This window comes from Erysipelatoclostridium sp. MSK.23.31 (assembly GCF_019125875.1).
In the GTDB taxonomy this organism is placed as follows: Bacteria; Bacillota_I; Bacilli_A; order Erysipelotrichales; family Coprobacillaceae; genus Thomasclavelia; species Thomasclavelia ramosa.
Window position 1 is genome coordinate 1 of record NZ_JAHOCB010000044.1, and the last position, 25229, is coordinate 25229.

36 protein-coding genes, 1 tRNA gene and 1 pseudogene are annotated in these 25229 nt (G+C 30.6%); 31 read left to right on the plus strand and 7 right to left on the minus strand.

What is annotated here, in order from left to right:
• Nucleotides 1-99 precede the first annotated feature (99 nt).
• Genes KSU54_RS15335 through KSU54_RS15345 form a run of 3 tightly spaced genes read left to right on the plus strand, consistent with a single transcriptional unit; the run spans nt 100 to nt 2489 of the window.
• Nucleotides 100-789 (plus strand): GNAT family N-acetyltransferase, encoded by a 690-nt coding sequence (locus tag KSU54_RS15335; protein ID WP_009300018.1) that lies wholly within the window; start codon nt 100-102, stop codon nt 787-789.
• Nucleotides 790-804: 15 nt separating this feature from the next.
• A complete protein-coding gene (locus tag KSU54_RS15340; protein WP_003536305.1) occupies nt 805-2175 on the plus strand; it encodes a transglutaminase-like domain-containing protein in 1371 nt (456 codons plus the stop codon).
• 2 nt (nt 2176-2177) lie between these two features.
• Nucleotides 2178-2489, plus strand: a complete 312-nt coding sequence (locus tag KSU54_RS15345; protein WP_308690688.1) for a prolyl oligopeptidase family serine peptidase — start codon at nt 2178-2180, stop codon at nt 2487-2489.
• Nucleotides 2490-2629: 140 nt separating this feature from the next.
• On the opposite strand, the gene KSU54_RS15350 is transcribed toward KSU54_RS15345, so the two are convergent.
• The gene (locus tag KSU54_RS15350) at nt 2630-4387 is read right to left on the minus strand and encodes an ABC-F family ATP-binding cassette domain-containing protein (protein WP_003536309.1); all 1758 of its coding nucleotides are present in this window, start codon (nt 4385-4387) and stop codon (nt 2630-2632) included.
• Nucleotides 4388-4504: 117 nt separating this feature from the next.
• Here KSU54_RS15350 and KSU54_RS15355 point away from each other — a divergent pair, with 117 nt between their 5' ends.
• From KSU54_RS15355 to KSU54_RS15370, 4 genes are all read left to right on the plus strand, one after another.
• Entirely contained in the window at nt 4505-5335 is an 831-nt protein-coding gene (locus KSU54_RS15355; RefSeq protein WP_003536311.1) for a MerR family transcriptional regulator, read from the plus strand.
• Nucleotides 5336-5407: 72 nt separating this feature from the next.
• A complete protein-coding gene (locus tag KSU54_RS15360; RefSeq protein ID WP_008791363.1) occupies nt 5408-6445 on the plus strand; it encodes an NAD(P)H-dependent amine dehydrogenase family protein in 1038 nt (345 codons plus the stop codon).
• 105 nt (nt 6446-6550) lie between these two features.
• Complete coding sequence (locus tag KSU54_RS15365; RefSeq protein ID WP_008791364.1) at nt 6551-6868, plus strand: PadR family transcriptional regulator; 318 nt, start codon at nt 6551-6553, stop codon at nt 6866-6868.
• Nucleotides 6869-7223: 355 nt separating this feature from the next.
• Nucleotides 7224-8516: a DUF2812 domain-containing protein gene (locus KSU54_RS15370; RefSeq protein ID WP_003536317.1), complete on the plus strand. Its 1293-nt coding sequence runs from the start codon at nt 7224-7226 to the stop codon at nt 8514-8516.
• Nucleotides 8517-8638: 122 nt separating this feature from the next.
• Here KSU54_RS15370 and KSU54_RS15375 read toward each other — a convergent pair.
• A tRNA-Trp gene (locus KSU54_RS15375) sits at nt 8639-8712 on the minus strand.
• A 142-nt stretch (nt 8713-8854) separates the two neighbouring features.
• On the opposite strand from KSU54_RS15375, the gene KSU54_RS15380 reads away from it, so the two are divergent.
• From KSU54_RS15380 to KSU54_RS15390, 3 genes and pseudogenes are all read left to right on the plus strand, one after another.
• Nucleotides 8855-8989: a spore coat associated protein CotJA gene (locus KSU54_RS15380; protein WP_003536319.1), complete on the plus strand. Its 135-nt coding sequence runs from the start codon at nt 8855-8857 to the stop codon at nt 8987-8989.
• Nucleotides 8986-9267 carry a spore coat protein CotJB gene (locus tag KSU54_RS15385; RefSeq protein WP_003536321.1) on the plus strand — a complete coding sequence of 94 codons (282 nt, stop codon included), beginning with the start codon at nt 8986-8988 and terminating at the stop codon, nt 9265-9267. The genes KSU54_RS15380 and KSU54_RS15385 overlap by 4 nt, the downstream gene beginning before the upstream one ends.
• Nucleotides 9231-9434, plus strand: a pseudogene (locus KSU54_RS15390) (manganese catalase family protein); the annotation flags it as partial. The gene KSU54_RS15385 and the pseudogene KSU54_RS15390, both read left to right, overlap by 37 nt.
• A gap of 27 nt (nt 9435-9461) precedes the next feature.
• Here KSU54_RS15390 and KSU54_RS15395 read toward each other — a convergent pair.
• From KSU54_RS15395 to KSU54_RS15415, 5 genes are all read right to left on the minus strand, one after another.
• Nucleotides 9462-10982: a recombinase family protein gene (locus KSU54_RS15395; protein WP_118143981.1), complete on the minus strand. Its 1521-nt coding sequence runs from the start codon at nt 10980-10982 to the stop codon at nt 9462-9464.
• A 37-nt stretch (nt 10983-11019) separates the two neighbouring features.
• Nucleotides 11020-11220 carry a hypothetical protein gene (locus KSU54_RS15400; RefSeq protein ID WP_117580699.1) on the minus strand — a complete coding sequence of 67 codons (201 nt, stop codon included), beginning with the start codon at nt 11218-11220 and terminating at the stop codon, nt 11020-11022.
• A 61-nt stretch (nt 11221-11281) separates the two neighbouring features.
• The gene (locus KSU54_RS15405; RefSeq protein WP_118249196.1) at nt 11282-11698 is read right to left on the minus strand and encodes a hypothetical protein; all 417 of its coding nucleotides are present in this window, start codon (nt 11696-11698) and stop codon (nt 11282-11284) included.
• A gap of 250 nt (nt 11699-11948) precedes the next feature.
• Nucleotides 11949-12374 (minus strand): ImmA/IrrE family metallo-endopeptidase, encoded by a 426-nt coding sequence (locus tag KSU54_RS15410; RefSeq protein ID WP_118249198.1) that lies wholly within the window; start codon nt 12372-12374, stop codon nt 11949-11951.
• A gap of 27 nt (nt 12375-12401) precedes the next feature.
• Entirely contained in the window at nt 12402-12827 is a 426-nt protein-coding gene (locus KSU54_RS15415) for a helix-turn-helix domain-containing protein (RefSeq protein ID WP_117580689.1), read from the minus strand.
• Between the two features lie 152 nt (nt 12828-12979).
• On the opposite strand from KSU54_RS15415, the gene KSU54_RS15420 reads away from it, so the two are divergent.
• The 21 genes from KSU54_RS15420 to KSU54_RS15520 all read left to right on the plus strand — a co-directional run bounded on the left by KSU54_RS15420 (nt 12980) and on the right by KSU54_RS15520 (nt 25201).
• A complete protein-coding gene (locus KSU54_RS15420; RefSeq protein WP_117580687.1) occupies nt 12980-13168 on the plus strand; it encodes a helix-turn-helix domain-containing protein in 189 nt (62 codons plus the stop codon).
• Nucleotides 13169-13474: 306 nt separating this feature from the next.
• The gene (locus KSU54_RS15425; RefSeq protein ID WP_118249199.1) at nt 13475-14176 is read left to right on the plus strand and encodes a phage antirepressor KilAC domain-containing protein; all 702 of its coding nucleotides are present in this window, start codon (nt 13475-13477) and stop codon (nt 14174-14176) included.
• 32 nt (nt 14177-14208) lie between these two features.
• Entirely contained in the window at nt 14209-14394 is a 186-nt protein-coding gene (locus tag KSU54_RS15430) for a hypothetical protein (protein WP_117580683.1), read from the plus strand.
• Nucleotides 14395-14457: 63 nt separating this feature from the next.
• Nucleotides 14458-14637, plus strand: a complete 180-nt coding sequence (locus KSU54_RS15435; RefSeq protein ID WP_118143973.1) for a hypothetical protein — start codon at nt 14458-14460, stop codon at nt 14635-14637.
• A 6-nt stretch (nt 14638-14643) separates the two neighbouring features.
• Entirely contained in the window at nt 14644-14925 is a 282-nt protein-coding gene (locus KSU54_RS15440; protein WP_118249200.1) for a 3D domain-containing protein, read from the plus strand.
• 2 nt (nt 14926-14927) lie between these two features.
• Nucleotides 14928-15086, plus strand: coding sequence for a hypothetical protein (locus KSU54_RS15445; RefSeq protein ID WP_158559015.1), 159 nt, complete (start codon nt 14928-14930; stop codon nt 15084-15086).
• Complete coding sequence (locus KSU54_RS15450; RefSeq protein ID WP_158559016.1) at nt 15083-15244, plus strand: hypothetical protein; 162 nt, start codon at nt 15083-15085, stop codon at nt 15242-15244. Before KSU54_RS15445 ends, KSU54_RS15450 begins: the two co-directional genes overlap by 4 nt.
• Nucleotides 15231-15947: a YqaJ viral recombinase family protein gene (locus KSU54_RS15455; protein WP_118249201.1), complete on the plus strand. Its 717-nt coding sequence runs from the start codon at nt 15231-15233 to the stop codon at nt 15945-15947. Before KSU54_RS15450 ends, KSU54_RS15455 begins: the two co-directional genes overlap by 14 nt.
• 13 nt (nt 15948-15960) lie before the next feature.
• Nucleotides 15961-17415 (plus strand): DUF1351 domain-containing protein, encoded by a 1455-nt coding sequence (locus tag KSU54_RS15460; RefSeq protein ID WP_118249202.1) that lies wholly within the window; start codon nt 15961-15963, stop codon nt 17413-17415.
• A gap of 1 nt (nt 17416) precedes the next feature.
• Complete coding sequence (locus KSU54_RS15465) at nt 17417-18286, plus strand: recombinase RecT (RefSeq protein ID WP_118249203.1); 870 nt, start codon at nt 17417-17419, stop codon at nt 18284-18286.
• Between the two features lie 46 nt (nt 18287-18332).
• On the plus strand, nt 18333-19208 hold the full coding sequence (locus KSU54_RS15470; RefSeq protein ID WP_118249204.1) for a phage replisome organizer N-terminal domain-containing protein: 876 nt from the start codon (nt 18333-18335) through the stop codon (nt 19206-19208).
• 14 nt (nt 19209-19222) lie between these two features.
• A complete protein-coding gene (locus KSU54_RS15475) occupies nt 19223-19717 on the plus strand; it encodes a dUTP diphosphatase (protein ID WP_118249205.1) in 495 nt (164 codons plus the stop codon).
• Between the two features lie 26 nt (nt 19718-19743).
• Nucleotides 19744-20205: a single-stranded DNA-binding protein gene (locus KSU54_RS15480; RefSeq protein ID WP_118249206.1), complete on the plus strand. Its 462-nt coding sequence runs from the start codon at nt 19744-19746 to the stop codon at nt 20203-20205.
• Between the two features lie 132 nt (nt 20206-20337).
• Nucleotides 20338-21150 carry a hypothetical protein gene (locus KSU54_RS15485; protein ID WP_118249207.1) on the plus strand — a complete coding sequence of 271 codons (813 nt, stop codon included), beginning with the start codon at nt 20338-20340 and terminating at the stop codon, nt 21148-21150.
• Nucleotides 21125-21604: a RusA family crossover junction endodeoxyribonuclease gene (locus KSU54_RS15490; RefSeq protein ID WP_118249208.1), complete on the plus strand. Its 480-nt coding sequence runs from the start codon at nt 21125-21127 to the stop codon at nt 21602-21604. The genes KSU54_RS15485 and KSU54_RS15490 overlap by 26 nt, the downstream gene beginning before the upstream one ends.
• 14 nt (nt 21605-21618) lie before the next feature.
• Entirely contained in the window at nt 21619-22026 is a 408-nt protein-coding gene (locus KSU54_RS15495) for a hypothetical protein (protein ID WP_118249209.1), read from the plus strand.
• Nucleotides 22027-22032: 6 nt separating this feature from the next.
• Complete coding sequence (locus tag KSU54_RS15500; RefSeq protein WP_118249210.1) at nt 22033-22698, plus strand: ThiF family adenylyltransferase; 666 nt, start codon at nt 22033-22035, stop codon at nt 22696-22698.
• A complete protein-coding gene (locus KSU54_RS15505; protein WP_118249211.1) occupies nt 22667-23485 on the plus strand; it encodes a hypothetical protein in 819 nt (272 codons plus the stop codon). Before KSU54_RS15500 ends, KSU54_RS15505 begins: the two co-directional genes overlap by 32 nt.
• Entirely contained in the window at nt 23482-24096 is a 615-nt protein-coding gene (locus KSU54_RS15510) for a hypothetical protein (protein ID WP_118249212.1), read from the plus strand. The genes KSU54_RS15505 and KSU54_RS15510 overlap by 4 nt, the downstream gene beginning before the upstream one ends.
• Nucleotides 24097-24316: 220 nt before the next feature.
• The gene (locus KSU54_RS15515; protein WP_118143956.1) at nt 24317-24538 is read left to right on the plus strand and encodes a hypothetical protein; all 222 of its coding nucleotides are present in this window, start codon (nt 24317-24319) and stop codon (nt 24536-24538) included.
• A 216-nt stretch (nt 24539-24754) separates the two neighbouring features.
• A complete protein-coding gene (locus KSU54_RS15520; RefSeq protein WP_118249214.1) occupies nt 24755-25201 on the plus strand; it encodes a hypothetical protein in 447 nt (148 codons plus the stop codon).
• Nucleotides 25202-25229: the final 28 nt, after the last annotated feature.

Consider the following 25229-nt stretch of genomic DNA (forward strand, 5'->3'; position numbering starts at 1 on the left):
AAATATAAGAAAACTGGAGCAGGATATATTTCCCCTCCAGTTTTAGTATAGAGCCTCTAAAAACAGGCAGTGCCTGTTTTTTTAATAGGAGTAGGAATGATGAAAAATGAGATATTAAAATTTCTTAAACAAGATTATCTTAATAATTTAGATTTAATATATGCTCTTGAACATGGTGCTAAGATAAAATATTATAATCAGGCAGGAATAATGCTTAAATTTGAGGATATCTATATGCTTGCATTCAAAGATGAAAAAATTGCTGAACAATTACTTAAACAAATAGATAAGTGCTCAATGCTAGCAATTCACAATGATAAATATTTTAATATAATTAATCAAAAATGGAGATTAAATAAAGAAATTGTAGCTTACCAGTATGGCTATTTAAAAAAATATGTTAGAATAATTAATAACCCAATCGTTGAAATTAAAGAAATTGGGAGGGAATATTTTGAATTTATTAAAGAAAATTATTCTACTCCGATTGAAGAAGCATATTTGCTTGAACGAATTGATGCTAATGTATTTGTGGGTGCGTTTATTGAAAAGCAGATTGTTGGATTTGCTGGGCGTCATATAGAGGGAACAATTGGTTTTGTTGAAGTAATTAAAGAATATCGACGTCTTGGAATAGCTCAGGCTCTAGAACAGTATTTAATGCAAAAACTAATTGCTGAAAACGAAATTATTTATTTACAAGTAGAAGTAGATAATTATCCATCAATGCGACTACATGAAAAATTAGGCTATGAGCGTTCTGATGATATTATCACCTGGTATATGTAAAGAAAGGAAAGAATAATGGGAAATTATAATTTTGATGACTTACAGTATTTACAAATTCCGTTGCCAGAGGAATTATTAAAATTAAAATGGCATGGTAGTTTTACAAGAATGAAAAGAATAATTGATGCAAAATTAGCTAATGATATTCCAATAGCTTTAAAAAAACGACTGCTTCATGAAAAAGAAATTATTCGTAGAATACCTAAAGAATATCCGTTATCATATGAAGAAGCTTTAAAAATTTGTCATAATAATTTTAATGATTTTAGTGATGAGGAACTAGAAAAATTACAAGATGAAAATGCGGTAGAATGGATTTTTGTAGAAGGACAACCATACTTTAGAGCTGATTTTTTTGATAACATTTTAAAGACTAGAAATGATTATGCTGCACGTTTGTTTGATAAAAGCAAAGTTGAAAGTCGTGAAGCAAATTTTGCACTGCTTAATAATGCAATACATGAAATTAAAACAAAGGGACAATTAACATATCATTTTCGTTTAAAGACGGGAATTAAGATCAAGGCATCAGATTCAAATAAAAAAATTAAAATTCATCTTCCTTTGCCGTTAGAAGATTGTCAAGTTAAGAATTTTAAATTAATTGCGACAATGCCGCAATACAAATATTTAAATGACGGAAGTCATCCACAGCGAACTATCTATTTTGAAGAAAATATTGATCAGGTTAAAGATTTTTATGTGGAGTATGAATATGATAATGAGATGAAATATGTAGAACTTAAACCCGAAGATGTTTTAGAAAGTCAACCTAATTTTTATTTACATGAACAAGCACCGCATATTGTTTTTACCCCTTATTTAAAGTCTTTGGCAAAAGAAATAGTTAAAGACGAGACAAATAATTTAATTAAAGCTAAATTAATATATGAGTATATTACAACTCACATAACCTATTCATTTGTTCGGAATTATTACACAATTCCCAATATTCCTGAGTATGCTGCTTTAGGTGGAAAAGGTGATTGTGGTGTTCAAGCACTATTATTTATTACTTTATGTCGTTGCGTGGGGATTCCTGCCCGTTGGCAAGCAGGTTTATATGTAACTCCACAGGATATCGGTAATCATGATTGGGCAAGATTTTATATTGCTCCATATGGCTGGTTATATGCTGATTGTTCTTTTGGAGGTTCTGCTTATCGTAATGGTGATCAGGAACGATGGCAGTATTATTTTGGACACCTTGATCCGTTTAGAATGCCTGCAAATAGTGAATATCAATACGATCTTTATCCACCGAAACAATTTATTCGTCAAGATCCATATGATAATCAAACTGGTGAGGCTGAGTTTGAAGATCGTGGGCTGTATTTAGATGAATACGATTTACATTTAGAAGTACTAGAGATCAAGAAAGTTTAATTATAAAAGTTAAAAATTATAGTTATCAAACTTTTCTAGAATATCCCCAAGATGTTGAGGGAATGATCGATTTATATGGTGTGACTAACTTTTTAACTTTCAATCAAGGTTTTAGTAAATATAATGAAAAAGAAATGACAAATATTTATGATTTGTTGGGGTGCTGGTGCGAGGATGATGAAGTTCTCTATCGTGAAGCATCACCGGTATCTTATCTTGAAGCGAAAATGAATTTGCTACCAATTCTTATTCTGCATGGTTCTAAGGATCATGTTGTTCCTTTTGAACAATCAGTAGAATTATATCAAAAATAAAAAGAGTATGGTTATAATGCAACTTTATGCAAAGTTGCTAAAGCTGATCATGAGCGTTCAATTTTTTATGTTAGAGCGGTCTTTGATGTTATCATAATTTTTTAAATCAATATAAATAAAATAGCGCATAAGGCGCTATTTTATTTTTGACTTTGTTCTTGTTTTTCTAATAGCTCTAACCAGCGTTCATTTTTAATCTCAAGTTGTTCATTTAAATAGTCACGCTGATTTGATAATTCTGACAATTTATTATAATTACTTTGATACTCATTCATTTGTTCATTAATAATTTTGATTTGTTGTTCAAACTCAAGAATAACCTTTTCCATATTTTCAAGTTCTTGTTTTTCTTTAAAACTTAAGCGAATAGCACTTTGAAGTTTTTTCTGTTCTTTATATTTTAAAGCTCCGTCGCTTTTATTCTTATTTTGTTGTTCAGAAATATCGATATAACTGCTATAGCCACCATTACAATAAGTGATTTGTTGATTCTTAAAAACGAATAAGCCATCACAAATACGATCAAGAAAATAACGATCATGAGATACGGTAATGACTATGCCATTAAAACTATCAAGATAATCTTCAAGAATAGCTAAAGTGGAAATATCTAAATCGTTAGTTGGCTCATCAAACAATAGTACATTGGGAGCTTGCATCAAAATATTCAACAAATATAGACGACGTTTTTCTCCACCTGATAAACGAGCAATATAAGTATGTTGTAAACTTGAATCAAAAAGGAAACGTTCACACATTTGTTTAGCAGTAAAGCTGCCTTCAAGGGTTTTTAAATCATTACTTGTTTGTTTGATATAGTCAATCACGCGCATATTTTCATCAAGACCATCATTCATCTGTTTAAAATATCCGATTTTAATTGTATCTCCATGAGTAACTGATCCACTGCTTGGTTCTAACTCTTTAGCGATAATCTTTAGAAGGGTGCTTTTACCACAACCATTTATTCCGAGGATTCCAATTCGATCTGTTCGTTTAAATAAGTAAGAAAAGTTGTTAAACAAGGTATGATCATCGTAGCACATACTCAAATCTTTCAACTCAATTGTCTTTTTACCAAGTCTAGAAGCAGTATTGATTAATTCTACTTGATTAATAGTTTGAATATCAGAAATATTGTTGAGCTGTTCAAATCGTTGAAGTCTCTCTTTGCTTTTAGTAGTTCTAGCCTGAACTCCAGCTCTAACCCACTCTAATTCTTTTTTTAAGAATAATTTTCTTTTTCTTTGGGAAGCTAGATCAGCTTCTTCGCGTTGTGCTTTTAAATCAAGGAATTTTGAATAGTTAGCAGTGTATTCATAAATTTTGCTACGATCAATTTCCATGATCTTATTGGTAACTCGTTCAAGAAAATAACGATCATGGGTAACCATTAGAATGGCTTTGTTGAACTTAATTAAATATTTTTCTAAATATTCAATCATTTCGTTATCTAGATGATTAGTTGGTTCATCGAGAATTAAGAGATCACATGGTTTTAGCAAGGTGATTGCAAGCGCAATACGCTTTTGCTGACCACCTGATAATTCTTTAATTAACTGTTCATAATTAGTAATTCCAAACTTATTTAAAATTGCTTTGATTTCATATTCATTAACTTCGCTGGCATCAATTAATTTATAAACTTGTTTAATAACGCTGTTATTAGGATCAAAATCAGGGTTTTGTGGTAAGTATGAGATTGTCATATCTTTTTTTCTAATAATATCTCCCTGATAATTTTCATTTCCAGCAATGACTTTCAACAAGGTACTTTTCCCCGTACCATTAACTCCAATCAAAGCAACTTTATCGGTTTCTTCAATTGAAAAAGTAACATTATCAACAATATTTTTAATACCATTCGTTTTTGATAAATTATTTGCACTTATTAACATATACGTCTCCTTAAACCTTCTTCTATTCTATCATGGAATAGAAATTTGTAAACGAAATATTATCATCTCAATTACCAAAAAACCTTATTCTTGGTATAATGTTTATGGGTGATTTAAATGAAACGTTATACAATAGGGAAAATGGCAAAATTAAATAACGTAACTGAACAAACCCTAAGATTATATGACAAAATGGGTTTATTTAAACCAGCTTATGTAGATGAACATAACGGATATCGACTCTATGATATTGGTCAGTCTGCACGACTTGACATAATTCAGTATTTAAAGAATTTGGGAATGACTTTAAAAGAAATCAAAGAAATTTTTGATTCAAAAAATTTAGAATTATTACAGGAAAAACTAGAAGAAAGTAAGCTACAGATTAACAATCAAATTATTCAATTAAATGAGCAAAAAGCAGCAATTCAAAAAACAATTGATTCATTTGAACTTTTTAAAGCTGCCCCAAAAGTTGGAATGATCACATTAGAATTTATAAATAAAAGAACGATGCTCTATGTTGATGAAAAAGTAAATTTTTATGATTATGATCTAGATGTTTATGAAGAATTATTAAGGGAATTTAAAGATGATCTCATTAAACAAGCTTTACCTCCAACAATCTTTTTTAATCCAGGAACTATTTTGCGTAAGGAATATGTTTTGAAAAGAAAATTTTGTGCAACTGAAATTTTTGTTTTTATTGATGATAAAAAAGAAATTCCGTTAAAAAAAGAAACAATTCCAGCTAATATGTATCTATGTATTTATTGTGATGATTTTACTAAAGAAAAGGAATATGCACATCGTCTTTTTGATGAAATTGAATCTAAAAATTATACAATAGTCGGGGATTATCTATGCGAAAGTTTGAATGATATTTTGATATTTAACGATAAACAAAGAAATATGTATTTAAGGTTACAAGTTCCAATAAAAATTTGATAATTATTTCACAAATTCTTGACCTTATGGTAACAATAAAGTTTATACTTAGAGTATATGGAGGTAATCAAGATGAATAAAGAAAAAATTAGAGTTGTACAGTATGGATGCGGAAAAATGGCAAAATATATAATCCGTTATCTATATGAAAAAGGTGCTGATATTGTTGGTGCTATCGATGTAAATCCTGATGTTGTAGGCAAGGATATTGGTGAATTTGCAGAATTAGGATTTAATCTAGGGGTAACGATCAGTGATGATGCAGATGCTGTGTTAGATGAATGTGATCCAGATATTGCAGTAGTCACATTATTTAGTTTTATGGAAGATTGCTATCCTCATTTTGAAAAATGTGTTCGCCGTGGAATAAATGTTGTAACAACATGTGAAGAGGCAATTTATCCATGGACTACTTCATCAAAACTTACTAATAAATTAGATGAATTAGCTAAAGAAACAGGGTGCACAATCGTTGGTTCAGGAATGCAGGATATATACTGGATCAATATGATTGGAACAGTTGCTGCTGGATGTCAACGTATTGATAAAATTGAGGGTGCAGTTTCTTATAATGTTGAAGATTATGGTTTAGCACTTGCTAAAGCTCATGGAGCTGGATTTAGTCCTGAACAATTTGAAAAAGAACTTGCTCATCCTGAGACATTAGAACCAGCTTATGTATGGAATTCAAATGAAGCGTTGTGCAATAAAATGGGATGGACAATCAAATCGCAAACACAAAAATGTGTACCATATTTTTATGATACTGATTTATATTCAGAAACATTGGGTGAAACAATTCCGAAAGGAAATTGTATCGGAATGTCTGCGGTAGTTACAACAGAAACTTTCCAAGGACCAATCATTGAAACTCAATGTATTGGTAAAGTCTATGGACCTGATGATGGTGATATGTGCGACTGGAAAATTAAAGGTGAACCTGATGTAAGTTTCTATGTTCAAAAACCTGCGACAGTTGAACATACATGTGCAACCGTAGTTAATCGTATCCCATCTATTTTATTAGCGCCACCAGGATATATGACAGTTGAAAAATTAGATGAATTAGAATATCTATCATATCCAATGCATTTGTATTGTGATGAATAAGAATCCTTTGGGATTCTTTTTTTAGTTAACTATATTGATTATCAACATAGTTAGTGTATAATAAAAGTAAGAAGAGTATCGATAATCGATATAAGGGTGGTAAAAATGGCAAGAAAAGAGTTTGAAACACTCACGCCTCAAATGTTCTATATTTTAGTAGTATTGAATGTTCCTCGACACGGCTATGAAATTATGAATGAAATTATGCGAATTACAAATGATGAGATAAGGGTAGGAGCAGGAACTTTATATACTCTCTTATCGCGGTTTCAAAATGATGGTTATATTGAATTAGTAAGTGAGATTGATCGAAAAAAAATTTACCAGATTACAAAAATAGGTAAATATAAACTGCAAGAGGAAAAGCGGAAACTGGAAATGCAGATAAAAGCTTTGAATGAGGTAAATCAAGATAAAAATTAAAATAAAAAGATATGATATGCTGTTTATAGATGAGGAGGAATATCTAAGTCAATTAAATTTATTAGGCAAGAAATGGCTGGATTTTAAGAACTATTAAATTTTATTTTTGTAAGGGAAAAATCTCAGAATTTAAAATATCAAGTTGATTATCACCTGCATAGTGATGAATATAAAGATTTGATAACTGGTATATGTTTATAGATATTTATAAATGTATCAAAATTTTTATACCGAAGATTTAGCGGTAGTTGATTTGCGTATTGATATTGGCAATTGTTAATTTATTTAATGGCTTTTTTTAATAAAAATTACATGGGGAAATTTTATTTTAAATTATGGAAAGTGGGAGAACATAGTGAAGGTTAAATATAGATTGCTCAATGATTTGTTACTTTATGAAGATGAATGTATTACCTATTTAGAAAAAATGGCACAAGATGGCTGGTATTTAGTGAAAGTGGGAACAACTTTTTTTAAATTTGAACGGCGGTCGCCCAGAAAAGTTAAATATCAAATGGATTATAATCTTTTAACACCTGATTATCTTGAAATGATCACTTTAGAAGGCTATCGCTTTGTTGACAATTATAGAGAAATTTCATTCTTTTATAATGAAGATATTAATGCAGCGAATCTACATACAGATGAAGCAGCAAGGCTAATGGCATTAGGCAACATATATAAATATTTCCATGTTTTTTTAATAATTGGATGTGCATTAATATTATTGATTATAAACTCAAGTATATGGAAAATGAATTTATTGGTAATTCGATATACTCTTGGCAGTTTCTTTCTTAATACAAAGCTGTTTTTCGGTCATTATTTATATATCTTTATAGCTTTAATGTTTGTTATCGATGGTATTGCACTATTCTTGATGAAGCTAAGTATCAATCGCCAACAAGAAAATAAAAAATCGTTAAAAAAATGGATAAAACTATGTTTTATAATTGAAAAGTTAATTGGGCTGATTCTATTATTTATCTTAACTTTAGTGATAATTGATATTGTAGTATATAACCCGTTTGTTTTGATCGGCCTGATAATAGTAATTGGTGGTTTTGAAATATATAATTATTATATCAATAAGAAAGCTTACCATGAAATTAATAGTACACTTAGACGAGGGAAGACTGCTGTTGCAATGGTATTAGTTGTAGTATTTGTGATTGCAATGCAAAATATTGATTTTGATATTAATATTAAAACTATTCAGCCTTTACAAAAGGGAATAAACGTTGAGAGCACTTCAACGCGGTCGATTTTAGTTAGTAATTATGTTAATACTTCTTATGAAGGAGAGCAATTGATTTTTTTAGAAAGTAAATATGAATGTTTAAATAATTATATTGCAAATAAGGTATTTGAAGAAATAGTTTGTGGCGTGGAGCGAGATAGCAGGATTCCTGATGAAATAGAAATTGATGCAATTGTTGAAACGACAGGGGAATGGTCTACTAATGATGTAAAATATTTAAATTATTTACAAGCGATAAAAAAATTTAAGTATATTCAAACTGAGTATGCTGATAAATGCTATTATTTTGATAATACATTTGTAGCAATTAAAAATAAACAAATATTATTAATAGTAAAAAAAGAAGATACCAAAATCGATGAGATTCTAAAGTACTATTTATCTTAAAATGATTCATTACTTCAAACAGTTGTTGATAAAGTTATTGATTGAAAAAGTGATGATAAAATTTCCAGATAATTCTTTTTAATAAATAAAAAAGTGGCTTAATTAGCCACTTATTTGTTTACTGGCAGAGGTAGTAGGAGTCGAACCCACATCAACGGTTTTGGAGACCGGTATTCTACCATTGAACTATACCTCTATTTCCAACTGCCAATTAATAATAACATAATTGTAAAATCTTGTAAATAAAAAATTAATAAATATTATAAATAAGTTTCTTGTGATGTTAACCTATACGAATTATTTCAATATTCATAATTTAGAGTAGAAGGAGGAATTTAATGAATAAATTAGAGTTAGGTATTTCATCAATAAAATGCCAAGAATTTAGAAAGATATATCCAATTGTTAAAGCTTTTCACTCTGGAACTATCTTTGAAGAGTTAGATTTGCCATGGGGTGAGTTATGCCGATGAAAAATGATGATCTATTAATGCAAATCATGATGTTGGATTTTGCAGTGCAAGATTCTGCATTATTTATTGATACTCATCCCTGTGATAAAGAAGCGATGAATTATTTTAATGAGGCAGCAACACGTTTAAAAGCAGCAAAAAAAGAATATCAAAAACAAGGTCATGCTTTAGTAAATCGAGAAGTTGGAGCTTACCAAAACGATTACTTATCTGCACCTTGGCCATGGGTAGGTGATCATAAATGTGGTTGTACGAAAAACGTTTGCAATACCCTATAAACATTACTAAACCGAATGCAAAAGCAGCGGCAGTTATTATTGACCAATTAGGCGGACCTGATGGAGAGCTTGGAGCGGCACTTAGATATTTATCTCAACGCTATACAATGCCATATCCAGAAATTCAAGCGTTATTGACAGATATTGGTACTGAAGAATTAGCCCATAAATGATGTAGGTTATAATGTGACTTATTACACCTTTAAATATATTTCTAACTTAAATTGCTTTATCGCATCAGGATCCCAACGTCCTCCTTTTTCTTTTTTATAGATACATTTATCTATAATGGATTTTAATATTTTGTTTTTTTCTTCTGTAGAGCTTTTCCAATATAAATCAATTGCATTTTGTAATTGTGGGATAGCTTTTTTATATTGTTCTATTTTCATTGCTTCCGTTTCTTTTGCTAGGATGTCTTTTCTTTTGTTTACAGTGTTAATTTTATTTTCGAGGGTATTTTTACGTTCTTTGAATAATTCAACTGTATACGCTCCTAACTCGAGCATTTCGCACGCTTTTATAATTTGCTTATTTAATTTTTCAAGCTCTTTATCACATTCTTCAAGTTGTAGTTTTTTATTATCATCGTAAGTTTTATTAACAGAAACAGAATAATTATTAACGTAGTTAGTATAGTTTTTTAGTGTATCTTTAAGAGTATCTATTATACGTTGTTCGACTACATGAATATCACTTGCAACGTTTTTGCATCGTGATGTGGTACATAGGATAGTTTCAACTCTACCATTTTTATAAGGTCGCCTTGCCATTTTATGATTACAAAATCCACATACGATTAAACCAGCTAATGGATTTTGTAAGGTTTTATCTTTTTTTACTGGATGACTTCGTTTTTTCATTAAAAATTTAATTCTATCATATTCATCTTGCGTCATTATGGCAGGATGTTTACCGGGATAGAGTTCATAGTTAGGATTTCTTGGACGTGTTTTTACAATTTTACCGTCTTTAAAAACTTTTACTTCTTTTCTAGAATTCCATTTTATTAATCCTAAATTAGTTTCATTTAGCAGTATCGCTTCGACTGCACTTTTAGTCCAATATTCACCTTTTCTTGGTTTATATCCTAATTCATTTAAATGATTAGATATATTTGTAGACCCTTCATCTTCAAGCGCCTTTTTTTTCATAATGTTGAAAACTATGTTTTCCTCTTCGTATATTTCGAGTGAATATCCTTTTTCTAGTTTAATACGACTATAAGAATAGGGAGCGATGCTACCAACATAGTAACCCTCTTGTGCTGCAATATGGCGCCCACGCTGCATACGACGGGTAATCATCTTGTATTCGCGTCTACCCATAAATAAATCAAATTCAAAATACTCCTGGTCATATTCGTTTTGTGGGTCAATCGTCTTCATGGGAGTAATTATCTTTGTATTATTTATACTAAATGCTCTTATAATAGTTCCCTGATCTACAGTATCACCACGAGCAAGACGCTGACTATCAACTACAAGAACACCCTCTAAGACACCCTCCATTACATACTCAAGTAATTTCTTCATTTCAGGTCTGTTCTGAATATTCTCACCGGATACGACCTCTTTAAATTGCATTATTTCTTTTCTGTTTATGTTTAGGGAATCGGCTAAATCAAATAATATCTTTTCGTGTTTGGCCAGTGTATCATTTATATCTTCGTTTGGATCATCGCTACGAGATTTTCTTAAATACATCCCATACATTTTTTTCACCAACTTTCTCTTTCTATAAATTGTATGTTTAATTTAATTTAAAATAATTATCTTTGTTAAAATTTGATGTTATTCTTACAATATCAACCATATCTTCCGGTGTAATTTCCCCGTCGCTTAATGTTACACCGTTTTCATAAAAATCTATGTAATCATCCAATAATTCGGGATAATTATCTTGAAAGTAGTCTAAATTTTTTTCATGATTTGTATCAATTCTTTTTTTCAATTTAATTCCTCCTAACATAAAAGTCCACTGAGTGGACCTTTGTGTTTTTATTTTATCCTGACTATTGACCGGTTGCTACACTTAGATATGCATCCGAAATTTGCTTAGATTGTTCAGTATAAACATCTTGAAGTTTTTTAGCCCAATCTGTATAAGTAGTATCATCATCACCGTTTTTTAATTTTAATTCAGCCATCTTTTCTATACCTTCGTTACAAATTTCAGCAAGTTTTTCAATTTTAGAATTTGATAATTCGGCTAATGCATTAATATCACTTTTTTTAGCTTCAGCTTCAGTTTTAAATTCCTCTACAATTCCGGGTGTAGCATCTTTAATTTTTTTAGTGTAGTCATTAAGGATACTTTCATAAGTGACTTTTTCTTCAGCTTTATCGCTTGAATCAGATCCACTTCCTCCGCATCCTGTTAGTCCAAAGCAAAGTCCAAGGACTAAAAATAAACTTAAAATTTTCTTCATACTTAGTTCTCCCTTCAAATTATTTATTATAAACACTATGAAGTGTGTTTATCGTATTTGGCATGTCAATTAAATTGTATTTTCCAATAACAAGAATTAGTGGTATCGTGATTGAACTAATGGCTATTTCCAATGCCTTTTTTCCAGTGTAACCTCCTAAATGTAAGATGATAAGTATAATGATAGCTATTAGAAGAGCTGGTCCAATTATATCTAGTAATTTTATAATAAAATTTTTAATACTTACCATCTATATTTCCTCACATAATGAATACCATATTTTGAGTGGTATCCCTTTTTCTTTTGCTAAAAATTCTAAATTATCATAATCTTTTAAATTAATATCATAGGTTAGTAGTCTGATTGCAAATTCGTTAGCTTCTTTTTCTAATCTTGTTTTATAGATACGTTTTAAAAAGTTAAAATTAATGTTCTTATCGTAATGTAGAATATAGTGTCCGAGTTCGTGAGCAATTAAAAAATTTTCATAGCGCTCATCTAAATTTGGTCGAACAAAAATATAACCATTACCATCAATAATCATTAATCGTGATTCTAGTGTTTTTGCTTTAAATTCTGTATATGCAATCTCTATATCTAGGTAATCGCATATTTCTTTAACATTGGTCGTATTATAGTTATTTACAATATTATTTAGTTTTGTCTTTAATTCCATAGCACATTTCTCCCATTTAATAATTATTTATTTTTTGTGCTTTCTTGAAACAATTTTTAACATATCTGCCACATCTTCCGCCATTTCCATTATTTCATCATCAGACATAGTATCAAGATCATATCCACCATAATCCGCAATCATTTCTTGTTTAAGAATAAAACTCAATGCTTCTTGTGGTGTTGAAAATGAGTTATACTCATTGTTTAAATTGCTATTTTTTACATATCCGGCCATTTCCAAAAGATATTCTAATGAAACATGTAATGATTTACTGATGTCATTTAACATTTCAATTGTTGGCGATACAGGTTTACCAGTACGTGAATCAACACCGTTTTCTAATTTATTAAGATATGAATGACTAATACCTAGGTACTTTGAAAATTCTCTTAGGCTCATATTTCTTTTATTGCGCTCATTTTGTAAATATTGACCAAGATTGTTTACCATAGAAAACACCTCCTAGCTTTAGTGTAAACTAGAAAGTACACAAAGACAAACAAAAAATATAGTAATTTTGTATTTCATGATTGACATATATTGTATTCCATAGTATACTTTGTTTGTGGACTCAATAGTGTACACAAGAATGGAGGTGCGATATGAACAAAATTAAACAATTTAGAAAGAAAATGGGTATGACACAAAAAGAATTATCTGAAAAATCTGGTATAAGTAGACCATATATTTCTAAATTAGAAAATAACGAGTGTATTATTATAAAAAGTTCAACAATGGTTGCAATTGCAAATGCATTACAAAAACCAGTAAGTGTTATTTTTTTTAAATGAAATGTACACCATAAAATACGGTTGAAAGTTTTTTCAAAAGCACAACTAAATTATAACTCTAAATAAAAACAAGTGTCTTTAAAAGACGCATATTAGAAGTTATAAAAACGGAGTTAAACAAAAATATCGTGGGGCAGGTATGAGGGAATTATCTAATTATTAGATTGATACAAATACCATTATTAAAAACTCCAAAACCACAGTGAATAAATCGATTAAATATGTTTCCAATTTAACACACACGAATAATGGATAGTTTCCTCATACTTGCCTCATGGTAAGAAAAATTAAGAAAGGAGTGATCGTATGGATGAACTTTTAAAAATTAATTATGATGCCGACCGAATAACATTGTCCGCTAGGGATTTGCATGAGTTTTTAGAAGTAGGAAGCAAATATAACGATTGGTTTAAAAGAATGTGTGAGTATGGTTTTAATGAAAATTTAGACTATAGAGCTATTACTCAAAAAAGAGTAACAGCTCAAGGAAATGAAACAAAGTTTACTGATCATGAAATCACACTAGATATGGCAAAAGAAATTGCAATGCTCCAACGTAATGAAAGGGGCAAGGAAGCTCGCCAATATTTTATTGAAGTTGAGAAACAATGGAACAGTCCAGAAAAAATAATTGCTAGAGGTTTGATAGAAAGTCAAAAAATGATTGAAAATCTTAATCAGCAAGTTATTGAAATGAAGCCTAAAGCAGAGTTCTTTGATGCAGTAGCCAGTAGTAAAACTGCTATTCAGATGGCGGATGTCGCTAAAGTGCTGGATTATCCAGGATATGGAAGAAATCGTCTGTTTGAGTTTTTAAGAAATAAAAAGGTGCTGATGCATAATAATCAACCATATCAGAAATATATTGATTGTGGATATTTTAGAGTTGTTGAACAGAAGTATACGAAGCCAAATAGTGAAACGGCTATAAATATTAAAACTTTGGTTTATCAAAAAGGAGTTAATTACATAAAAAAGTTATTGGATAAAGAACATGAACTTACATAAGTGCATATGTTTAATCAAGGAGGTTAGGAAAAGTGATAAAGATGCAGATTGATGAAAATACAATTGTTTATCGCCCTGATGTGCCGGATAGAAATGCACTTATTGAATTGTATGACATTTTAAACCAAGTAAATATGAGAGAAAAAAGAAACGACCTGTTCTACACAGAAGAACAAGTCGCTGAGTTAAAGAAAGATACTCGCAATACCTTTCTTTAAAAATTGGTCGAGAGACCAATACATAACACCTTCATTATAGAGGGTTTTAGGAGGAAAGTCAAAATGATTAATAAGGAAAGTACAAAAGCCGGCGTAATAGTGATGGCAATGATATTAGCTATGTTTGCTTTAGCTGGAATTCTTGCAAAGGGATGTGAACGCATAGATGCAACATGGGAAGAACAGTACCCCACGGAAGTGCGTGAAGTTGCTGCTAGAGGTGTTAGAGAGATACCCGCTTGAACTTCATTGGGAATATTCAAAATTACAAATTATTGTATGTGTAAGGAATGTAATGGTCCATGGGTGGGTTATCCAACAAAACTAGGAACTGAATATGTAGAAGGACGAACGATTGGTGTAGATACTTCAATAATTCCTTTAGGAAGTGAAGTTTTAATTGATGGTCATATATACATTGCTGAGGATACTGGTTCATTTACTGGAAAAATTATTGATGTTTATGTCACTGATCATTCGAAATTCGATAGAAAATATTTAGAAGTTTTTATAAGGAATAAGGAGGATTAGAAATGAGTAAAGAGGTATTGGAAAATCAAATTTGGGAACTTGAAAGACAGTTAAATATTCTTCAATGTAAGGATCGTTTCAATGATGAAGATTATGATTTACAAAGAAATCTTAATCGCCAAATTGCTGTTAAAAAGAAAGAACTGGAGGCATTGGAATGACAGATATAAAACAAGCAAATTTACTTGAATATTTAAGACACATTAGAAAAGGTGCATTAACAAAAGAGGCTAAAGAAACGCTAGTTAAAACAGTTAAAGAAACTTACACAGTAGAAGAAATTGAACGAGCAAACGCGATATTAGATGTTAGCGAATAAAGACTTTGATTATATAAGTTTCTTTAACAACTGCGATATAGATTTTGTAAAAAGTGATGAGCATTGGCATGAGTTAAGAAGTAAAGGCATTGGCGGTAGTGATGCCGGCATAGTGATGAATGTTAGTAATTATAAAAGACCATATGAGCTTTGGGAAGAAAAAACCGGACAAGTTAAAGCACCTTTTATTACAAACAAAGCAATTGAAAAAGGAAATGCTTTAGAACCGGTAATGTTTGAATTATTTAAAGTTTTGTACGGTGGCAAGTATAAGGTTATAGATACTAAAGGTATTAGCTTATCCAGCAAGCAGTTTCCATTTATGAGAGCTAATTTAGATGGTGCTTTAATTGATAAAGCAACTAATAAAAAAGGTATCTTAGAAATAAAATCTACAACAATTCAAAATAATGGAATGTTTGAAGACTGGACCAAGGACAAGATGCCAGTTACATATTACTTTCAGTGTTTGCATTATTTATATACGACAAATTTTGATTTTGTAGTTTTATACGCAATTTTAGATATTCCCTGGGCTAATGACAATGATGGTAAGCAGGAAACAAGAATATTTATCATGCACCGTGAAGATTTAGAAAGAAGTACTGATTTATTAGTGAAAACTGAATTGTGGTTCTGGAGAAAAGTTACACATTTAGATCCGCCACCATTCAGTGAAAATAGAAATAAAGAACTAAAATAAGGAGGAATGTTAAATGAATGATTTACAAAACAAGCTGTTAGGCGGTTATGCAGCGGTAAGGATTGCCGGCAAAGAAGAATTCGAAAAAGTTATTGAATGGTTAGCTATTAAAAACTGTTTTCTAGCTAATAAAGAACCTGTAAGCAAAATGAATTATCCAGGGGATGCAATATTTGTATTGTATCGTGCAGATGATGGTTTTATATGGTGGGCGCCAGTGGCAGATATTGATACAAATACGTACCAATTAGTTGATGTTAAACAATTAGGGCTGAATCTGATTGATGATCAAAAAATTATTGAAGCAAATGCAACGGTCACAGGTGAAGTTGTTGAATTGAATGAAAAAGACTTAACACTTGTTACCAACACGAAACCAGAGGGAGCAACAATTGATTCTAATGTTGATAGTTTGGTTGCCTTAATTCCAGTTATTAAAGCAAAAGCTAATGTTGTAGTTACAGAAGATAATTATAAAAGTTTCGTTGCTAAAGGTACGGGAGTTGTTCCCGAATTAAGAAAATGGGCAAAAGCCATTGACGATGAAAGAAAACGTTCCAAAAAAGTATATATGGATTCGTTTAATACATACGAGAACAAAGTAAAAAGTGTTGTAGAGGCACTTAATACTACAGCTCAAAAAATTGCAAATGATGTTGATGTTTATATCCAAGAGAAAAAAGATAAGCTTCGCAAGGAAAGAGAAGGAATTATCGAGCAGCTTAAAGAAGTACTCATAAAAAAAGAAATGATTTCAAGAGAGTATGCTAATAAGTTTGTATTTGATGAAAAATGGCTAAATGCATCATGCTCAAATAAAAAATTTCAGAGCGAGGCTGAAACCCAGTTTAATGACCTAATGAAGCAGGAAAATCTATACAAAAAAGATATGGAGCTTATTGAAAGTACCATCATTAATACATGCACTATGGTTGGGGTAGATGAAAAGTTAATAAGTCGTGAAAAATATAAGCTTCAGTATCAAGTGGGTAATAATCTTGGCGATATTACAAAGAATATTACAGATGAAATAAACGCTTTAAAAACACAAAAAGAAGCACTTAAAGCTGAAGCGGAGAAGGAATTACAACATCAAAAAGTACAGCTTGAAACACAACATAAAAAGGAACTTGAAAAAGTACAACAAGAAGCGGTTCAACAACCATCAATTGAACCTAATAAAGATGAACAGATATTTAAACGTGGTGATGAAATTATTGCTAAAACAACTGGAAAATATGTTGTTACAGAAATTAAAGAAACACCTGAAAAATTTAATGGTAAAACATGGACTAAAACATTTGAATTTACAGGAGATTTAGCATCATTGCAAATGTTGAATAGATACATGGAATTTCTAAAACAAAGTAAAGAATTTGATTTTAATGAAGTAAAAATGATTGAAAAAGAGCTAGCTGAACCAGAAACTGGGGCGGTAAGTAAATACAATGTAAAGGAGATTAATTAAAATGGCAGTACAAGATAGAGTAGCAAAGATGAGTAGTGATCGTTCAACATTTAGTAATTTTATGACAAGTGCAGCGGTTACCAAAAAAGTGAATAGTATGATTGGAGGAAAAGATGGCCAAAGATTTATATCGTCTATTGTTAGTGCGGTAGCAGCAACACCACAATTACAAAAATGTAACTTTGATACTTTGTTATCTGGTGCGTTATTAGGTGAAAGTTTAAAATTATCACCCAGTCCACAACTTGGTCAGTATTATTTAGTGCCTTTTGGAAGTAATGCGCAATTCATTCTTGGATACAAAGGGATGATCCAATTAGCGATTAGAAGCGGAATGTATAAAAAGCTAAATGTGTTATCGATTAAAGAAGGAGAATTGATTAGGTACGATCCTTTAAATGAAGAAATCGAGGTTAACCTTATTGATGATGAAGTCCAAAGAGAAAATGCTGAAACAATTGGTTATTATGCAATGTTCGAATATACAAACGGGTTTAGAAAATCGTTGTACTGGTCAAAAGAAAAAATGAAAAATCATGGTAAAACATATTCAAAAAGTTTTGATAAATCAAGCAGTTTTTGGCAAAAAGATTTTGATGTAATGGCATATAAAACAATGCTTAGACAGTTAATTTCTAAGTGGGGGATTATGAGTATTGATATGCAGATTGCCTATGAGAGTGATATGGCAGTAATTAAAGAAGATGGTTCAAAAGAATACATCGACAACCCTAACAATGCAGTAGTTGAGGTATCTCCGGCATTTAATAATCAAATTCCAGAGACAACAAGCACTCCAACGGTTGAAAATATCGTAAATCAAGCTCAACCTGAACCAGTGCTAGAAGACATTGATCCAATGCAGATGTAATTACTAGGGGGCAATAGCTCCCTTAGTAAGTTAGAAAGGAGTACAAATGGCCGATAAAAGATATTATTGGATAAAACTAAAAACTGACTTTTTCAGCCTTGATGAAATAGACTTCTTGTTATCTCAAAAAAACGGCTGTGAGTACGTTGTTTTATATCAAATGTTATGTCTAAATACCGCTAATAATCGTGGAAAACTTATGACTATGGTTGGTGAAATGATAGTACCGTTTAACATTGAAAAAATAGTTCGTGATACTAAATACTTTGATTTTGACACAGTAGCGGTCGCGCTTGAATTATTTAAAAAACTAGGTCTTGTATATGAGTCTAAAAACGATATTTTAGAGATTGCAAATTATGAAGAAATGGTAGGAAGCGAAGCAGCTAATGCGAATGCTCAACGTCAAAAAAGATACCGTGAAAGGAAAAAAAAGTTAGCTGATAACGTTACTGAAGACGTTACTAATAGTAACGCTAATAACGTTACCGAAAAATTACTAGAAATAACTAAGAGTCAAGAGTCTAGAGTCAAGAGTCTAGATATAAGAGATAAGAGTTTAGATATAGATAAAACAGATTTAAAAAAAGATAAAACGATAAAACGATATAACGATAAAACCGCTTGCGCGAATTTTATTACAAAACGTTTATTTGATGATTCTTTGATTAAAGAAGATGAGTTTGATGAATTTGACAAGATGATATGTGACTATATTAATGATTATGATGCAGTTGATGTATTAGTGAAATCAAAATACATACTTCATAAAATAATAGATAAAAACATAAATAATCGTCGTGCTTATTTTTACAAAGCAATGTCTACAAATCTTAAAGAAAATTACAATATCGAAAAACAAGCTGATGAATTAGATGTTGATCTTGATGAATTAAACGAAACATTAAAACAATTTGAATAGAGGAGATAATAAAAATGTTAAAGCAGTTAGAAGAATTATTAAAATTGCAGAAAGAACTTGATGAAGCAATTTTAAAAGAACAAGGAATTGTGTGGGATGAAAAAATCGAAGAACAAACAAAAGTAGCTTTGTTTGTTGAATTAGGTGAATTAATGAATGAAATGCCTACTAAATTCAAGCATTGGAAGAAAACAGTGGTTGATAACCGGGAAAAAGCACTTATTGAATATGCTGATGCGTTACATTTTGCATTAAGTTTAACAAATCATTCGCGTAGCAAAGGCAAATATGATGATTGTTATGAAAGTTATAGCGATTTAATACATTTAAATTACTCGTGGATATTAAATTGCATTATATGGGAGTGTGATGAAAATTCAAGAACCAATCAGATTCTTGGGCATCTATTCATACTTGGCAATAAACTAGGGTTTACGTGGGATGAAATTTATAATGCATACAAAAGAAAATATGTAATTAATTGCATGAGGTTGTCAGATGGATATTAAAAAGCAAAGCAAAAGGAGTAGTAAAAATGATTAATAGAGTAGTCCTAGTTGGACGAATGACTAGAGATCCTGAACTTAGAAGAACTCAACAAGGCGATGCGGTTACCTCGTTTACTTTAGCGGTAAATCGTAATTTTACAAGCGGAGACGGTCAACGACAAGCAGATTTTATTAATTGTGTTGTATGGCGCAAACCTGCTGAAAATGTTGAAAGATACTGTTCTAAAGGAAGCTTAGTCGGTATTGAAGGAAAAATTCAAACCCGAACATACGATGATAAAGACGGTAAAACAGTATTTGTTGTTGAGGTTAGATGCGATAGCGTGCAGTTCCTTGATACTAGAAATCAAAATGAGGCACCTATGGATACTCAAAAAGTTCAGCAGATGGCCAACGATAATTATTTTCATAATGGATCGTCAGGTCCGAGTGATTTTATGGAAGATGTGAATACATACGACATCATGGAAGATGATATACAGTTTTAAAAATAAGTAAAATTTTGATTTTAAGGAGTTTTTAACTATAAGAGTAATAAGTTCACCTATTATGACTAAAAGCTCCTTATATCAAAGAAAACCTATTAAAAAAAGAATTTTATTATGAAAGGGAAATTAAAAATGTTAATTAAAAAGTCTTATGAACCGTTTTTATATAAATTTTTAGCAATTGCCAAAGATATTTTCAAGAAAACTGGTTCTAAAAATATTGTAATTTTCGGTGATGGTGAAAAGCTGAAATTTATTGCTAATAACTATGCAGGAATATTTGACTATCATACAGAAAAATTTGATCGCGAAATGTACGATTTTAAAGATGCAGCATATGAGATATCATTGCTGCCTAATGATGACATTAAACTTGAAAAACTAGAATTTTATCCATGCAGTGATGAATATTTAAGCAGTGTTAAGGAGTTTTTTGTCAATACCGATTATTTTGCAACTCATGTATTCGAATTGGATTCAAGTGATGAATGTAAAATTGCTAAAATTGTAACTCTATCTGAGGCTTGGTTGTGTGATGATGATTTGAAGTTTATCAATAAATTAAAAAATTTTGATGTCTATGTTTGTTCGGACAAGGATAGTTTTAATGACCGCGTTGGAAATGAGTGGAATGCTGAATACATATTATGCAATGAAGCAGTTGAATTTGATAATGGTTATACCACTGCATCGATTACTTTGATTTTTAATACTAGATATAATCCTCGTAAAAGTGAGGCAGTTCAGCAAAAAATTAACTTTGAAAAGGATGATGATTTAGCATCTGAAATAATAAATAAAATTGAAGAGTTACCCGAAAAAGTAACAGTAGAAGTTGTTGGAAATGATACTTGTGTTGAAGAAAAAGAACTTGATAATTTAATGTCTGAAGCTGAAAAACTCGAGGAGGAGTTCGAAGATGACTTCGACCCAATGCTCGCTTAATGTATTAAGTGATGATCTAAAAAAATTAAGGTTTGTTGTTCCAGGTGAAGCAGTTGGCAAGGGTAGACCTAAGTTTACTATGCAAGGTGGTTTTGCAAAAGCCTATACACCAAAGAAAACATCAGACTATGAAAAATTTATAAAACACTGCTATAGAAGTAAATATAGGAATTACATAAGTGATAAAGCTGTAAAGGTTATGACGTTTATTTATGTTAAGCCAGCCAAAAGTTTAAGTAAGAAAAAAAGAGCTAAATTATTAAATAATGAATTTCTTCCAACAAAGAAACCTGACGTTGATAATATACAAAAATGTATATTAGATGCACTTAACAAGGTTGCTTTTAAGGACGATGTGCAAGTCGTAGATCAGGTGGCTATGAAACGTTTTGGTGAAGAGGATAAAGTCATTGTTGTAATTGAAGAAATAGGATTGACTATGCAGTCGATTTAAAGGAGGAAAGATTTATGGGATTGTTTGATTTATTAAAAGAAGAAACTAAGGTTGAAGAACCACAAAAAGAAGAAATTAAAGAAGCTGAGGTTGTTGAAAATGAAGCTGCAGTAAACGAACCTGAAAAGGAAGTTAAGGAAGAACCAAAAAAAGAAGTAAAGAAGAAAGCTAAAACTTCTAAAACAAAAGCAACTAAGAATGAAAAAGCAGGCTATCTTTATCCGTTTAATATTTATAGTGAAGGTTGTTTAATTGACATTGACAACTATGGTTTTGAAGAGGGTAAAACGTATAAAGAATCTGAAATTACTAAAATTATGCTGGCACACAAACACTATGAATTTTCCGGAACAATGGAGTATTCATATATTGAAGATGATAATGTCGTTGTTGCAAATGCAAAACAGCATAAAAAGGGGTAATTGATTATGAGATATATGTTTTACATTGTTGGTGTTGGAGGAACCGGGTCGTTATTGGCTCGAGATCTTCCAAAATTACTAACAGATACTAGAAATAGAATGTGCCTTATTGATGGTGATGTAGTTGAAAAGAAAAACATAGTAAGACAAGGATATCAGCAACAGGATGTTGGAGATAATAAAGCTGTTGCATTATCAAGAAAAATAAATTCTCTTTACGATACTAATTGTATTTTTATGGATCAGTACATAAATGATGAAAATTTAATTAATTTAATAAAAAGTTATAAAGCATATATACCTGTAATTCTTGGGTGTGTTGACAATGATAAGACTAGAAAAATTATTGAAAAAGTAATAAACGACAAGGATTTGAAATACTGTTATTACATTGATTCCGCAAATAGCGAATACGAGGGTAATGTTTATACGGTATCGAAAAAGCAAGGTGTGATTACTGGGAAATTAAGAAGTCAAGTATACAAATTAGATGAAGATAAGCATCCCGATGAAGTATCTTGCCAAGATCAAGCTGCTAATGGAAATATTCAATATCTTGTTACTAATGCAAAAATGGCAGTAACGGTTTTGGAACACTGCCATGCATTATTAAAATCAGGGTATAAAGAAGGTGTTCAGGTTGTCAAACGATTTGAGACAGTATTTTACTAAAAAACAATATAATTACAAAAACAGTGATTTAACACTAATTGAAGCAATAATTGGCTATCAGCTGGAATCTGATGATTGTATAGATACGTTTGAGGAATATGCAGACTCACTCGGAGAAATATTTATTGATTATGAACAAGATTTAGAACTTTTAAATTTACATGTTTTTAACGATCTGTTTAATTCCAATATATACCAATATATTTTTCAAAGCTTTATTAAGTCTGATGATTTTGTCTTAACTGAAGTTGATGGTGTACTTGGATATATGTATGACGAAGAAAATGAAGAATTTATTAATATATCTAATAATATGCCATTGCAAGTAAGAAAACACATTAACAGATTCTATAAAGAAGCACAAAACGAGTGTTATTACGTCGATGGTGAAGAACGAAAATTAGATAGTTACTGTGCTGAAACTATCGGATTTAGGTTATATCATTTAAAAATTTATAACAAATCGCTTGCAAGGCGATTAAGAAAGAATTATAAAGCGAACGGTTCATTTTATGCATTATGTAATCAACTAGGGTTTTATATGGAGAATGGACAATTCCTGCTTATGGAGTATACATATTTAGAAGCTTCAGGGTTTTATGATCAATATATTGACTCAAGCATTATAGCAAATGCAATAGAGGATCTAAATAAAGAGCTTCAAACAAATAGAGTTTTTAATCCAGGAATTTCAGCTGCCATTGATGAAATAAGTGATTATGAAAGAGATGATTTAATTACTGCAATAATAAAAATTCTAGAAACTGAAAACGAGGTGATAATATGAGCCAAATGGTAGTTAGATTTGATTCGAACAATCGTGATGCTGAACTTTGTATAAAAAAAGGGAATGAAATAGTTTTTAAAAATATATCTGTTAAAGCTCTTGTTTCAACACTTGTAAATAATGGATATACCGAAAACACAAGTGAAAGAATAACTATTTTAGACAAACAAATAATAGCTGCTAACTTCCGTTATGTAGTAATAAGACAACCGGAACATAAAAGAATCGTGACTTTATTTGATAAAAGCTACATGATTAATTTTCCGAATGCAATTTATATTGTTCATCATCATGATTCAAAAATAAAAAAAATAACGGCTTTTTCTTACAAAGAATACGAGGGTTTAGAAACCGATTTGTATGAATATCCAATGCCGAATGAATTAACTGAAAATACAATTTGTATGGGATCTGCAAAAAAAGAAATATTCAATAATGATTATGTAGCAGCATTAAATAGAGTTATTGCTACACCGTATTCACACACTAACTTTAGTGGAATAAAGGGATTTACTAACTCACAAAAATGGTTTGAGTATCTCCAAAAAAACGAGTTCCCTTACAAACTAATGCGATCATTAAATAAAAAGCTGAAAGACATAAGGGTATAGAAAATGTGGACTTTATTAAGAAAATACAAGAGATTTTATTTATGGAAAAATCGCAAATCAGGGTGCCGAGAATGTTTCTGGCCAGAGATAGATCCAAATAAAATAATCAAAGAAAAAGAAGAACAAACATACAAATATAGTCAAGCACAAAAGAATGTTAAATGTCGTAAAAAAAATAAAAGTATTGTGCTTAATAAACACACTAAACTGAGGTATTAAAATGCAAGCAAGAATATGGAACGAAACAAAAGGTACGTATGATCCTTATGAATTACCAGAAGGATCAAGTAAATATGAAAATGATATGGATGTAATTGTATCGTGTGCGTGCTGCGGTAAAAAAATAACTTACGGAGATGCGTATACATCACACAAAATTCATGATCATATCGGTTTTGGTTATGCAGTATGCGGAGACTGTTATTTTGATAAAGGAATGTAACAAATGGTTAAAATATTAATCGGATTGGTAAGTGTAACACTGGGGCTTCTAGCCCTGGCTGTTACCATTAGATTTTTTGTAGAAATTTGGAGAGGTAAATAGAAATGTTAAACATATTACTAACCATACTTACAGTAGCATTTTTATTTATTTTAGGTTGTTTTATTATATTGAATTCTCTCGAAGAAAGATATAGGGAATTGGAGGATGAAGAGAATGCTAAAGATAGAAAAGATTAAAGACGAGATTAAAAATTTTTATGACGAAAATAATACCTTACGGTGTTATTTAGCTCAGATTGCAACAAATCAGAATTACAGTGTTAACTGTTATAGAGGAGGTAATGTAAATTGCTCAAAATGCTTGAGATTATCATTATTGGAATTATTAGAAGAATATAAAGAACCAACTAAACTTACTCGATTTGAGTATGAATATTTAAAAGTTGCTAAGGAAAATGAATACAACTTTATTGCAAGAGACATTAATAACAAATTGTATGGATTTAGCAAGCGACCTAAAAAGCGTAATATAACGTGGGATAGTTGTGATGATTATGAATGTATGTTCGAGTCAATGTTTAAATTCGTTAAATGGGAAGATGAAGAACCCTATAACATCGATGAAATATTAAGCAATTGTGAGGTAGTGGAAGATGAATAGAGAAATAAAATTTAAAGCATATATAGAA